We start from the raw sequence: 13,899 nt of genomic DNA on the forward strand, positions 1-13,899 counted from the left end.
GCGAACCATTTTGCTTGCGAAACCATACGGGAAGCAACGTATGGATTATTCCCCATGCGTGCTCCAGCGCATTGCCCCTGCGGGGCTGGCCGCGCGCCAGCGCGGGCGCACGGGCACCTCCGCTTCCGCTGGCCCGGCCGTCGCCGCCACCTGGCCATAGCGGCAAACCTGGACCACGCTGCCCAGGCAGAACAGGTACAGCAGTTGCACGGTCGGTTCGTCCAGCATGGTGCGGTTGTAGATCAACAGCGAGACATAAATCAGCAGCACCGCCACGCTGGCCTCGACGATCGCCATTTGCGCCGCGCTGCCCTGCCCGCGCCGCATGTAGCGCCAGCCCAGGATGACGCCGCCCACGGCCATCAGGCTATACGCGGCCGCCCCCAGCACGCCCACATCCCATAGCAGCACCGCCAGGGCGGTGGCATCCACGTTCAGCGGCGCGAAGCGGCGGGCAATGACGCCGCTGCCGCCGATGGAACTGCTGGACTTGCTCGCCCCCGGGCCATAGCCCAGCAGGCGCTTGGGTATGCTTGCCGTGGCATCCTTGGCCCACAGCGCCAGCGAAGCGCCGCGGCTGATTTCCCCCGTCAGATAATTGACGTTGTGAGTATCGAAAAAGTAGCCGCCGCCCGCATCGAGCTTGCCTTCCAGCCCCTTGCTGTGGTTCAGGGTCTGGCCCCAGTACAGCGCGTTATACACGAAATAAATACTGCCGAGCATGGCGACGGCCAGGATGCCGTAGGCAATCACGGAAAACAGGTTTTTCATGATCCGCTGGCGCAAGACAATGAACACGCCCAGCGGCAGCCAGACGAACGCCGCTTTCACCTCGCCCAGCAGAATCACGGCCAGGCCAATCGCAAACACCAGCAGTGCCAGCGGGCGCGACATGAGCCCCCGGCTCCAGCGCGCCAGCGCATATACGCTGACAGCAACGATGAACAGCACCAGCATCGAGCTGAGTCCGCCACCGAGGGGCGTCCCGCCGAAGGTTCCCACGACCGAGTCAAAACCGTTGTCGCGCTTGGTGGAGACGAAAAAATGCTGATACAGCACGACGGGCAACTGCAGCACGCCGATCCAGATCAGCGACTGCCACAGCCGCTCCAGCGTCGCCGGGCGCCAGGCAAACCAGTAGAAGGACAGCAGCACGCCAAACACCGGCAAGTTCGACTTCAAGGCCGACATCAGCTGGCCGGCCGATGGACGGTTCAGGACGATCGACACCATGTAGCACAGCAGGTAGGCAAAGAAAGGCAGCATGATCAGCGTAACCGGCCGCCCCTCCGAGGCAGCGCCCCGTCGCTGCTGGCGGCTTTTGACGACCAGATCCATGAAAGTGCGCATGCCGAACAGGCCCGCCATCCCCACGGCGATCCAGGTGGCCGAGCGCAAGCCGAAGAAATACAGCGCGGAACCCTGTATGACAAAGGTAACCACGAACAGCAGATGCAGCAGGATATTGGCATTGACCAGGAAAAACGCCAGCATGGCAAAGATGGCGCCGCTGACGATCACCAGCAGTACCGGCGAGTCGAGGCCGGCGACGGCGCCCACCAGCAAGGCCAGGAACAGCAAGGGGAACAGCAACAGCAGCGACAGGCGCGTATTGTTTGCCTTGCGCTTGGTCAAAGGCGCAGGCGCGGCGCCTGCCCTGGCGCGGCCAGCGAAAAATGGCATCTTCATCATTACTCTCTTTTACGCAGCCACTAGCCGCTGAACACGCCAACCAGTTTGGTGCGGGATGCCGGTGATAAGCTACTCAACATTTCCTTGACGAATAAATCCTGCATTTGATAGGCAGCGCTGCGGTCCGTATCGATGCTGGACACGCGCACCAGCATGCCGTCGGGCACGGTACCGCTCAAGCCGTAGCGCAATTGCTGCAAGCGCTGCTCCATGCCGGGCTTGGTGGCCTTGTCGCCGATCGTGATCCAGTACGTGATCGGCTCGTTGCGGCTGCCATTGACCGCCATCAGGCGCTTGATCGGCAAGCTGCCATACGCGGTCTGCAGGCGCTCGTTGCTTTCCTTCGTGATTTCAAAGCCCTGCGCACCGTAGCAGATCTCGGGCTTGTGCACGCCCATGTTATCGCCCTGGTCCCCGCCATAGGCCATCGACAGCATCACGCGCCGCCCCTGGCTGTCGATATACGTGCGCGACAAGGTCTGGTTGTATATCTTGTCCAGTTTTGCCTGCACCTCGGGATCGATCTGCAGCGGCGCAATGGAACGGTCCACCTGCCAGTCGCCGAAGCGCTCGGGGATCATGGTTTCAAGATTGAACTTCGCCTGCAGGTCGGCAATCTTGACAGTGGGCGTGACGGCCTTGGTCAGCACCGCCGAACCGGCCATCAGGACACCCAGTATCAAACTCGTCAGCAGTGGCTTCTTCATGGTGTACCCTCGCTCGATGGGGTGGCGCGGCGTGCGCGGCGGCGGACGATCCACTGCAACAGGCTATCGGTCGCCAGGATCAGCGACAGGGCCGTCAGGAACAGCACCATGCCGGCGAAACCGTGCAGGAAACCTTGTCCGGCAGCATCACCAAAGTGATAGGTGATGAGCGTCAGCACAATCACGCGGATGACGTTGGCCGTAAACGAAATCGGGATGATCAGCAGTGCCAGCACGACATTGCGCAGCACGGCCGTATGGCGCACGACGTTCAGATAAAACAGGCCCAGCGCTTCAAGCGTCAGCAAGGTCTGCAGCCCGGCGCAGGCATCGGCCACCAGCAGCTGGTATTGTCCCACTTGCAAGATGACGCCGGTGCGCGCGATCGGATAACCGACCCAGAACAGGATGTGCTCGGTCACGTACGACACGGCCATCTTCATCGGCATCGTCAGCAAGCTCACTACCTGGCCTGGCAATGGCACCATGAACAGCATGAAGAAAAACGGAAACCACACCTTGGCAAAGCCGCGCCAGCCAAAATTGAGCAGCACGATGGCCGCCAGCAGGATGATGAAGGAGGAAATCTCGAACGCCAGCACTTGCTGGGAGCGGCCCAGGACATACAGCAGCAGGCCGATGGCGACGAAGACCCAGCCCGAGGCGCTCTTCACGCGGACAGGATCCTGCGTCATGCGCGGCCACTGGCGATATAGCAGCCACAACGACAACGCCAGGATGATCGGGCCGTGCGCCTGTTCTTCCGTTGCCCAGATACCATGCATCAGATCATAGAATGTCGGCAGGAACAGGATCGCCATGCCCAGCGCGATCGGCCACCATTCCTCCACTTTTTGCAAAGCGGGGATTTTTTGCAGCGTCGCCGAATTCATGGTGCTGTCCATCAAAAGTCGACAAGCACGGAACCCACTACTTCGGCACCCGCGTGGGTGACCTGGTCACACATGGTCATGATATCGTCCAGATGGGTCTTGTTCTTGCGCACTACCAGCAAGACGCCGCCCACCCGGCCGGCGATGGCCAGCGCATCGGCCGCCGTGGCGAACGCCGCCGTGTCGTACAGCACCACGTCGTAGCGCGATTCGAGCTGCGCATTCAGGTTGCCAAACGAGCTGCGGCTGAGCAACTCTTGCGGATTCGGCGGCAAGGTGCCGGACGACAACACGGACAGGTCGACAAACGAGTCGATCTTGGTGGTCGCGGACAGGTCGGCACGGCCTGCCAGCACATCGGACAGGCCCTGGCGGCTTTTCAAGTCGAAAATGTCCTGCTGGTGCGGCTGGCGCAAATTGGCGTCGACCAGCAAGGTCTGTTCGCCAAGCTGCGAAAACACCACGGCCAGATTCGCCGCGAACAGGCTGGCGCCATCGCCGGAATCGACCGCAACGATGGCCAGCGCCTTGCGCCCGCGCGCGAACCAGCGCAGCATCAGCTGGCTACGCACGGCGCGCAGCGTTTCCACTTGCGGGCTGAACGGATCGAAGGCGGCCACCAGGCGCGGCGAAAAACTGGACTCGCCCGGCTGCAGGTACGGATACTCGAACTGTTGCGCCAGCACCTGCTGGATATCGGCTTCGGTAATCAGCCCCAGACGCAGGGCCGCCTCGCCAAAGCGGATACCGAGCTCCTTTTGCATGCGCAGCACGCGCTCGGCATTTTCTGCCGTGATCTTGCCTGACTCAAGCAGCAGGCCACCGATGCTCGAATCGCCACGCTTCGGCAAGCCGGCCGGCGGGATGGGGAGTGCGGGATGATTCATCGTCAGATCCATAATAAAGATTAGTTCAACCGCAGGCGGCGGGGAAGAATGGCACGCAACAGGCGCGAGCGTGAGCGCGGACGTTTCGTCTCATTCCAGGCGATCGAGCCCAGGACGGGAATCTGCACCGAATCGGACAAATCGCTTTCGGAGCGCACGCGGCGATCCAGCATTTCCGCCAGCATGGCCAGGCCAAGACCCAGCAGCACGCCCAGGAAGACGGACAGGACCGTGTTGAGCAGGACTTTCGGGCCAGCCGGCTCGATCGGCGGCACGGCCGGATTCAGCACGGCAATATCAGACTGGTCCGACTGCCCTTCGATCTTCGTCTGCGAGAAGCGTTGCGAGGCGACATCGAAGGCGCGCTGCGCGCTTTCGACATCCTTGTTCAGCACATTCATCTCGTCGCGGGTCCGGTTCAATTCCAGCACTTTGGCTTTCTGGGCCGCCAGGGCCGACTTGATCGACGCTTCGCGCTGGGCAAAGATCTGCGCATTGCCGCCCACGCTGCGCGACGCCACTTGCAGCTGGTCGCGCAGGTCCGCGCGCAGCTTGTCCACTTCCGCTTTCGCACTCTGGTATTGCGGGTGATTCGGGCTCAGGCGCTGCGAGACTTCGGCAAATTTCGATTCCGCCGCGCCCAGGCCGATTTTCAGGTTTTGAATCAGGGGATTGGACGCCACGTCCGGCGACTCCGCGCCGTTGATGCTCTGCGCCATGCGCTGGCGCGATGACGCTTCCATCAACTGGCCCTGCGCCGCCACCAATTGCGCCGACAGGTCGTTGAGGCGGTTGGATTCCACGTCCAGCCGGTTATCGAGGCTGACGATGCCATTGTCCTGCTGGTACTTCGACAGGCGGCTCTGTGCCGTCTCGACGTTATCGCGCAGCAACTTGGTCTGTTCGCTGAAGTAGGCCGCGGCCTTCTTCATGGGCTCGACTTTCAATTGTACATTGATCTTTTGATACTCATCGGCAAAGGCATTCGCGACGGCCGCCACGAATTGCGGGTCCGCGCCCTTGAAGCTGATGTCGACGACGCTGCTCTCGCGCGATGGCACGATTTCCAGCTTCTTCAGCAGCAGGTCGGCCAGCCAGTCACGGATCGTGCCGCGGCCGTCGGCCGCTTCGCGAAACTGCGCCATGACGGCCGGGCTGTCGGCCAGGTGCAGCTGGTCGACCACGCGCAGCGCCACGTTCTTGCTGCTGATAATGTCGATCTGCGTCGCCATATAGCCAGGCAACAGCTGCCCCGGCATGGTCAGCCCGGTCAGCGGATCGACACCCTTGTAGTTCAGCACCAGCGAACTGGTGGCCTTATACGTCTTCGGCAAGATCAGGCTGACGATCAACGTGGTGGCCACCGTCAGCAGGAGCGTAATAAAGACGATCCGCTGGCGCGCTCTCAGGACAAGCAGAAATTGTGAAAAATTCATCTTTAAACTCTCATTTTATTAAATAGCCTTACAAGCTGACGGCAACGCTGGCAAACAGGCGCTGCTTAAAACAAGCTTTCCTGAACATATACAACGTCATCCACTTGCAACAAATCATCATGCTTCGCGGTAATTACCTGGATCTTGCCATCGGCGTCGCGGCGCTTGATGCGCATGGCGCGCTCCGTGCCGCGCGCCGTCAGGCCGCCGCCCACGGACAGGGCCTGCAATACCGTCATCGAGCGTTCAAGGCGGAAGGCGCCAGGACGCTGCACTTCGCCATAGATATAGAAACGCGGCGCGCGCTCGACATAAATCACGTCGTTGCCAGCCAAATCGAAATCGCGGTTCAGGTTTGCATCACGCACCATGGCAACGATGTCGATCTCTTCCTTGGTGGACTGGCCGTTGCGCTTGCGGATCAGGCTGACAGTCTCGCTGCCGTCGCCGGCGATGCCGCCTGCCATGGCCAGGATATCCATCACGCTACGCTTGCCTTCCAGCGGGTAGCGTCCCGGCCGGTTCACCTGGCCCAGCACCGACACCTGCTGGCTCTGCAGCGAGGTCACGATGATGTTGACCTGCGCCTTGCGCAGAAAGCCGCCGCCCTCCAGCAAGCCGCCCAGTTTCTTTTCTGCCGCGGAGACAGACAAGCCACCCAGTGCCACATTGCCCACCAGCGGGAAGGTGATCTCTCCCGCTTCGCTGACGCGCGTCTCCAGCGCCAGGTCGGGACTGCCATACACGGAAATTTTCAGCACGTCGCCAGCGCCCAGCAGCACATCGGCAGCACCGGCAAAACCGGCGCTCAGTGTCAGCAGGAGAGCCATGCACCACATTGACAGTCGTTTCATGATTGGTTCATTTTCAAAAGAGTACTCAGTAAAAGCTGCGGCTTACTTCAAGCCTGCAACACCACGATCATTGGCTTCCGAGGAGCTGGACGCTGCCGGCGCAGGCGCGGCAGGTGCCGGCGTCTTGACTGGCGCCGCTACGCTCGCCGCTGCGGCTGCCGCTGCCGGTACGCTGGCCGCAGCTTTGCCGCCGGCATCCTTGTTCAGGTAGTCGATCTTGGCGCTGGCACGCAGCCGCTTCAGCTCAGCATCAGCGCTATCCTTGGTTTTCTTATTGAACAGGAACTGCTCGATCTGCGGCGCCGCCTGTGCCAGGCTGGCCGGATTGTCACGAATGTCCGCCAGCGAAATCAGCAAGGTGCGGTCGCCTTCGCGAATGATGAACAGCTGCCCCTTGGGCATCGCCAGCAATTTCGCGCTCAGTTCCGGCGCCAGGTCGGCGCTGGTGCGCGACAATTGCGTACGCGCATACTTGACCTTGTTGTTGTCGAGCCAGGCGGCCACATCGTCCAGCGACTTGGCGGCGTCCATCGCAGCCTTCAGCTGGTCATTCATGTCGGCGCTGGCGATCACCAGCTCGCGCATGTCGAACTGCTTGCGCTGGCTGAAGAATTGCGGATTCTTGTTGTAGTAGTCTTCCACGTCCGCTTTCGTCGGCCGCGTGATGGTGCCGATGCGTTTTTGCATGTACGCCTGCGCAATGATCAGCGCCTTCGCGCGCTCGACAGCCTGCACCACTTTCGGATCGCGGTCCACTTTTTCCTTGACGGCTTCATTCTGCAGCAACTGGCGGTCGATCAGCGATTCCAGCAACTGCTTGCTGGCCGCTTCCTGCTGGGCAGCTTGAACATTGGCGCGCTGCAATTCCTCATTTAGCTGCAACACGGTAATTTCTTCACCGTTCACACTGGCCAGGGCCTGGCCAGGCTTTTTTTCCTTGCCGCCACAAGCAGACAAGCTGACAGCCGTCAGCAAGACCAGGCCCGCACACAGCAAACGTGGGGAGAATACGGAGATGGGCGCGATCAGACGGGCGATGTGCGAATGGTTCAAAATTGCTCCTTGAGTTCAGGTAAGGAAATCGGTTGCTGCCAACGATAAACATTGAAACAATATTTACGTACAAAACATTAGCAAAAAACACAAATTTCCCGCGAAATTATGCTGCTTGACCACACAATTGTCAATATTATAAATATGATACACAATGTACAAGAGTGGCCGGAAAGTATTTGCTTAAAAATCCATTAAGAAGGCTTAAAAACAACTGTTTCCAAGAAAACTGACCGCCAACACCATGAATCATCTATGCGCAGCTTAACAAAATAGCACTTCTCGTGCTTGATGCGAATGAAGTTTTCGTGCGGACACGCTGTCGTAACGCGTACCCGCGCAGGATCGGCGAGGATGGGGCCGTAGTCTGAAGCGCGGCATGGGCAAGTACAGGCGCGCGCGGAAGGCAAGGATGGACAAGCCAGGCTGGCCCGCAGCCAGGCTGGCTCCGGGTGCGAGACACGCGTCGCCACCCGCCGTCACATGATGTTGTCGCGCCTGTCTCATATGGCTCTTTGCATTAGCGCCTGGGTTGCCCGGTACGGGCCATGGGCCCCTACTTCGAATGCTTGCTTCATTTTAACGCGTATTGATCTGACGCAAAACAAATTCCCTGCAGTGTTGCTGCACCACTGCGCTCAATGTGCATTGTCGCGCTTCAGCACCACCTTGACGGTACGCAAAATGATCCACAAGTCCAGCCACAGCGACCAGTTGCGCAGGTAATCGAGGTCGAAATGGATGCGCGCTTCCATCTTGTCGAGCGTTTCCGTCTCGCCGCGCAAGCCGTTGACCTGGGCCCAGCCCGTAATGCCCGGTTTGACCTTGTGGCGCAGCATGTAGCCTTTGATCAGCTTGCGGTATTGCTCGTTGTGCGCCACCGCATGAGGACGGGGACCGACGATGCTCATGCGGCCCTGCAACACATTGATAAATTGCGGCAACTCATCGAGCGAACTCCGGCGCAGGAAGGCGCCGATACGCGTCACGCGCTGATCATTCTTGGTGGCCTGCACCACCTTGTCGCCATCCTCGCTGACCGTCATCGAGCGGAATTTATAGACGATGATTTCCTCGCCATACAGGCCGTAGCGGCGCTGGCGGAAGATCACGGGGCCCTTCGACGTCGCCTTGACGGCAATGGCAATGATCAGCATCACTGGCAACAGCATGATCTGGATCAACAAGCCCAGCACGATGTCGCTACCCCGCTTGACCATGCTGTTAAAACCGGTAAATGGCGACTCACGGATGGCGATCACCGGCATGCCGCCCACGTTGTCGAAGCGCGCCTGCATCAAATCGAAGATATAGATATCCGGCAAGAAATACACGGATGCCGTCGTATCCTGCAATTCATCGAGCATCTTGCGGATGCGCGGCTGGGCCGAAATGGGCTGGCTGATGAATATCATCTTGATATTGTGTTCGCGCACATAGGCAGCGATATCGGCCATCTTGCCCAGCATGGGCTCGCGCATCGTCTCGGGCCAGCGGTCATCGGTGCGGTCGTCAAAAAAGCCGCGCACGCTCATGAACAGGTTCGGGTGACGCTCGACGGTGGCGGCAAATTTCAGGCTGGCGTCGTTGGCGCCAATGATGACGACGGAGCGCACTTCACTGTCGCGCCCGGGATCGGCCACCATGCGCCGCGCGGCCAGATGGCTAAGCAGCAACACAAACGGCGTCAACAGGAACCAGGCCAGCACCAGATCGTGGTCGTAATGAAACGCCAGTCCGGTCGCCGAGCCCAGGAAGACCAGGATCAGGGCCGTGATGCCCCAGCTGACGAAGACATCGCGGGCATACGCCAGCATGCGGCCGCTACGCCAGGTACGATAGGGATCGACATACTGGAATACGGATGATGAAATAAAGAACGCAAGGATCATCAATACCAGCGAGTAACCGGTAAATGGCGAACCTGACAGGGCAGACAGCAGATACAGCGTGCCCATGATGATCAAGGGATCGAGGATGCGCTGGAAAAACGAAATCAGGGGTATATCATTGACCGTCATAATACTCTTCAGAACTGGATGCTGGCGCTAAGCGATGCGCCTTTGGCACGGTAGCTGCCAGTATTGATAATAGGGGCGCCCTTGCGCGTATCCTGGAAGGCATTGATGCCCAGCTGGATATTCGGCCGCGGCGCATAGGTCAGGCCGATCGACGACGTGCGCGTCGTATCGCTCACGTCGTTTGCCAGCACCAGGCCACTGGCGGCGGAGAAATCGCGTTTTTCACGCCGGACCTGGGCATCCATGCGCACTTTGGCCGAAATATCCCAGGCGGCAGCCAGGCTGGCGCCATTGTTCAAGCTGCTGGTGATCAGGGAATTTTCCACGGCAGCAAATTCATGCCACACGCTGCCCGTAAAACGCACCTTGCCGAGCGGCGCCCAGTACACGGTGACCCGGCCATTGGCGCCGCTGGAATCGCGCCCTGAAAAGAGATCGTTCTTGCGTTTCACCCAGCCGCCAAGCAGCTGCACTTGCGTCACGCCGCTGAAACGCCAGTAGATGTTCGCCTTGACCTCATCCTGCTCGTATCCTTGCTCAATGCCAAACGCGGCCAGGTTCGCCCGGTTCGGATAGGTGCCTTTCAGATGGCGCAGTTGTATGCCGATCCGGCTATTGCTGGCCGGCAAATAGTCGAGGCCCAGCTCGGTGGCGTCTTCTTGCCTATCAGAAATTTTTTGCACGATCGAATCATAGGTATATTTGTCGCGCGAGAATCCGCCCCGTACGCGCCAGCTGGGATGAAAGCGCCAGCCGCCATTCACATATTCGCGGCGTATCGTGCGCAAGTTACGGTCCGAGCTTTGCAAATCGCTGAACGGCGTCAGGGTCTGCGAATAACTGGCGCCCACGTGGCCTTCGAGGTGATTGGCAATATGCCACTCGAGGTCGGCCAGATAGTCCTTGCCCGTGTAGTCGAGCTGGTCAAAATGATCAAAGTAAACGCGCGACCACTTTACCTGGCCCGTCAGCAATTGCCGGCCGATGGGACGATTGATCAGGAATCCCGCCTGCACCTGGCGCGAGGTATCGGAGCGCTGTCCGTCAAAACCAGGCACCTTGTCGTCGATCCGGAACAGATTGTCGTCATAGGAGTACGAGGTCGAGATGAAAGGCGAGATCGTATCGCTGATGGCGGCGCTGGCCGGCAAGCAGCAGGCGGCACCGCCAGCAAGCAAGAGCGACGTGGGCAATATGCGCGCCAGGGCCGAGGCCAAGCGGTTGCGCTGCATTCCTGGTTGCCCGGTACGGGCCTGGCAATGATACGGTGAATTCAACATGGGCATTGTCTTTGAGAGAGCAAACAGTTGATTGGCAATATTACCAGTAAGTCCAGTGTCCACCGGAAACAATCCAGAGGCCCAGCACGCCATTCGTCACGCCATGGGCGAGGATGGGCGACCACAGGTTCTGGCTGCGCATGTACAGCAAGCTGTAAGCGGCACCGGCAACGATACCGGCCAGCCACAAATTGTGTTCGAAACCAAACAATACCACGCTGACAATAAACGCCTTGGCACTGGCCAGGCGTGGCTGGAATTGCAGGAAATCAGGGGCATCGATCCAGCGCAGCAGGAAGGAGCGCCAGAACAGCTCTTCCATTACGGGCACCACCAGGGCCGCACCGGCGATGCGCAGCACCACCAGGCTCCATTCGATCCGGCCGTCGTTGCGCGGGTCGAAGCCGTCGGCATTGCCGATCGTCATCCAGCTGGCGCTCAGATTAATCCACAACAAAAAAACAACAAGCCCGGTGGCCAGCGCCACGGCCAGGGCGCGCGCGCCCAGCGGCACCCATCGCAGTTCCGTGTAACTGCGGCGCCAATACAACAGCATGCCCAGCACGACGCCGATCTTGACGGCATACAGCCAGCGCAACTCCTGCGCGGCAAAGCCGAGCCGGCCGAGCATGTCGGCAATGAAAATGAAGGAAAGATAGGCCAGGAATGGCGCTACCCGGGGCAAGGCGGCGCGGTCAAACATGCTGCCGCGCACCGGAGGTGGTACCACGCGCCGGACGCGGTGGTCCGGAGCGCGTGTTTTTCATGACAAACATGCATCCTCCGATGTAATAAATATAATTATATAATTATATCAAGCCGAACCGTTGCCGTGGCAAATAATCCTGACTTAATTACAACGGGGTATGCAAACAGCATCAACCGTTGGCGCGCGCCTCGATCTGCTCCCACTTTTCCAGCGCTTCCAGCAGTTCGCCTTCGATCTCCGCCACGCGTGCATTCAGGCGCTTGCCTTCGGCAGGCGTCTTCTTGTAGAAGTCCGGATGCGACAGTTCGGCGGCCAGCACCGATTGCTCGTCTTCCAGCTTGGCGATCAATTTCGGCAGCTCTTCCAGTTCGCGCTGTTCCTTGTAGCTGAGCTTTTTCTGCTTGGCAACAGGTGTGGCAGCCTCGACCTTCACGGCCGGCTTGCTGGCGGGCGCCGTGGCGATCGGCAAGGTGCGCACGCGCTCCCAGTCCGTGTAGCCGCCGACGAATTCACGCCACTTGCCCTCGCCTTCGGCGACGATCACCTGCGTGACCACGTTGTCGAGGAAGGTACGGTCATGGCTGACGAGGAAAACGGTGCCGGTGTATTCTTCCAGCAACTCTTCCAGCAATTCCAGGGTATCGATATCCAGGTCATTGGTCGGCTCATCGAGCACCAGCACGTTGGCTGGCTTGGCAAACAGACGCGCCAGCAACAGACGGTTGCGCTCGCCACCGGACAGCGACTTGACGGGCGAACGGGCACGTTCCGGCGCGAACAGGAAATCGTTCAAATACGTCATCACGTGGCGGCGCTGGCCATTGATCTCGACCCAGTCGCTGCCTGGCGCGATGGTTTCCATCAGGTTCGCCTCTTCGTTCAGCTGCGTGCGCATCTGGTCGAAATACGCCACTTGCAGCTTGGTACCCAGGCGGATGGTGCCCGTGTCCGACTCTTCCTGGCCCAGGATCATCTTCAGCAAGGTGGTCTTGCCGGCGCCGTTGGCGCCGATCAGGCCAACCTTGTCGCCGCGCAAGATGGTCGCGCTGAAATCCTTGACAATGACCTTGTCGCCATAAATCTTGGAAACGTTTTCCAGATCCGCCACGATCTTGCCCGAGCGTTCGCCGGCCGACACGTCCAGTTTTACTTGGCCCTGCTGTTCGCGGCGCGCATTGCGCGTCAGGCGCAGCGCTTCCAGGCGGCGCACACGGCCTTCGTCGCGCACGCGGCGCGCCTTGACGCCCTTGCGTATCCACACTTCTTCCTGCGCCAGGAACTTGTCGAACTTGGCGTTTTCCACCTCTTCGATTTCCAGCTGCTCCGCCTTGCGGGTCTGGTAAGCCGTGAAGTTGCCCGGATACGACAGCAAGCGGCCGCGGTCCAGCTCGATGATGCGCGTGGCAACGTTGTCGAGGAAGGAGCGGTCATGGGTAATGAACAGCACGCTGCCCTTGAAGTCGCGCAACAAGCCTTCCAGCCACAGGATGGAGCTGAAGTCCAGATGGTTGGTGGGCTCATCGAGCAACAGCACGTCGGGCGCCGACACCAGCGCGCGCGCCAAGGCCACGCGCTTCTGCATCCCGCCCGACAAAGTCTTCATCAGCATGTCGCCCGTCAGGTTCAGACGGTCGAGCACGGTTTCCACTTTGTTCGGCAAGCTCCACGCATCGGCCGCATCGAGTTTGACCTGGATGTCGTGCATGCGTTCCATCAGTTCGTCGTCATTGCCCTGGCCAAACTGGCCCGTCAGCGCATCGTATTCCTTCAGCCACGCCTGCGATTCGCCCATGCCGGAAGCGACGGCGTCGAACACGGACATGTCCGGGTCGAATTGCGGTTCCTGCTCCACATAGGCGATCTTGATGCCTTGCTGCATCACCAACAAGCCGTCATCGAGCTTGAACTTGCCCGAAATAACCTTCAACAGCGACGATTTACCCGTGCCGTTGCGGCCGATCAAGCCGACCCGCTCCGAGGTTTCCAGTGAAAATTCCGCGTGATCGAGCAGCGCGACGTGACCGAACGCAAGTTGCGCCGATGAAAGAGAAATGACAGCCATAATGAGTAAGAGTGCTCGGGCGCCGTCTCGCGCACACCGCGTGGTGTGCAAAACAGCCGCCGATTGGATGAATGAAGCACGCATTGTACCGATAACTCGGACTTCAATCGCCATCGACCGGTAACTACCGCCTGGATGATCACAGGCTGCCGACGCGCGTTGCGTGGAAACGTGGTGTCGCCAGCAGGAATCGAACCTGCATTTAAGTCTTAGGAGGACCTTGTACTATCCATTGTACGATGGCGACACGCGCAGCGGCATTATACAGGCAAGCGCCCGCCATTAACAGCCTGGCAAGCGGGCAG

General features: G+C 59.7%; 11 protein-coding genes and 1 tRNA gene. All 12 read right to left on the bottom strand.

Annotated features, from left to right (window positions below; genetic code table 11):
- Positions 1-45: 45 nt before the first annotated feature.
- Positions 46-1,692, bottom strand: a complete 1,647-nt coding sequence (locus AC1RJW_RS12660; protein ID WP_493045234.1) for a hypothetical protein — start codon at positions 1,690-1,692, stop codon at positions 46-48.
- A 20-nt stretch (positions 1,693-1,712) separates the two neighbouring features.
- Complete coding sequence (gene epsI / locus AC1RJW_RS12665) at positions 1,713-2,399, bottom strand: exosortase-associated protein EpsI, B-type (protein ID WP_493045235.1); 687 nt, start codon at positions 2,397-2,399, stop codon at positions 1,713-1,715.
- On the bottom strand, positions 2,396-3,292 hold the full coding sequence (gene xrtB, locus AC1RJW_RS12670) for an exosortase B (protein ID WP_493045236.1): 897 nt from the start codon (positions 3,290-3,292) through the stop codon (positions 2,396-2,398). Before xrtB ends, epsI begins: the two co-directional genes overlap by 4 nt.
- Positions 3,293-3,303: 11 nt before the next feature.
- Positions 3,304-4,179 (bottom strand): chain length determinant protein tyrosine kinase EpsG, encoded by an 876-nt coding sequence (gene epsG, locus AC1RJW_RS12675; protein WP_493045237.1) that lies wholly within the window; start codon positions 4,177-4,179, stop codon positions 3,304-3,306.
- Positions 4,180-4,199: 20 nt separating this feature from the next.
- Complete coding sequence (gene epsF / locus AC1RJW_RS12680; protein ID WP_493045238.1) at positions 4,200-5,615, bottom strand: chain length determinant protein EpsF; 1,416 nt, start codon at positions 5,613-5,615, stop codon at positions 4,200-4,202.
- Positions 5,616-5,680: 65 nt separating this feature from the next.
- Positions 5,681-6,469, bottom strand: a complete 789-nt coding sequence (gene epsE / locus AC1RJW_RS12685) for a polysaccharide export protein EpsE (RefSeq protein WP_219117531.1) — start codon at positions 6,467-6,469, stop codon at positions 5,681-5,683.
- Positions 6,470-6,511: 42 nt separating this feature from the next.
- Positions 6,512-7,522, bottom strand: coding sequence for an EpsD family peptidyl-prolyl cis-trans isomerase (locus tag AC1RJW_RS12690; protein ID WP_493045239.1), 1,011 nt, complete (start codon positions 7,520-7,522; stop codon positions 6,512-6,514).
- A gap of 638 nt (positions 7,523-8,160) precedes the next feature.
- Positions 8,161-9,543, bottom strand: a complete 1,383-nt coding sequence (locus tag AC1RJW_RS12695) for an undecaprenyl-phosphate glucose phosphotransferase (RefSeq protein WP_493045240.1) — start codon at positions 9,541-9,543, stop codon at positions 8,161-8,163.
- 8 nt (positions 9,544-9,551) lie between these two features.
- Positions 9,552-10,775, bottom strand: a complete 1,224-nt coding sequence (epsL, locus tag AC1RJW_RS12700; RefSeq protein WP_493045241.1) for an XrtB/PEP-CTERM-associated polysaccharide biosynthesis outer membrane protein EpsL — start codon at positions 10,773-10,775, stop codon at positions 9,552-9,554.
- Positions 10,776-10,863: 88 nt separating this feature from the next.
- On the bottom strand, positions 10,864-11,526 hold the full coding sequence (locus tag AC1RJW_RS12705; protein ID WP_493045242.1) for a CAAX prenyl protease-related protein: 663 nt from the start codon (positions 11,524-11,526) through the stop codon (positions 10,864-10,866).
- A gap of 175 nt (positions 11,527-11,701) precedes the next feature.
- The gene (locus AC1RJW_RS12710; RefSeq protein WP_493045243.1) at positions 11,702-13,594 is read right to left on the bottom strand and encodes an ATP-binding cassette domain-containing protein; all 1,893 of its coding nucleotides are present in this window, start codon (positions 13,592-13,594) and stop codon (positions 11,702-11,704) included.
- A gap of 172 nt (positions 13,595-13,766) precedes the next feature.
- Positions 13,767-13,841: transfer RNA gene (locus AC1RJW_RS12715), tRNA-Arg, on the bottom strand.
- Positions 13,842-13,899 lie beyond the last annotated feature (58 nt).

The sequence above is a fragment of the Janthinobacterium sp. GW822-FHT07A03 genome, assembly GCF_058798815.1.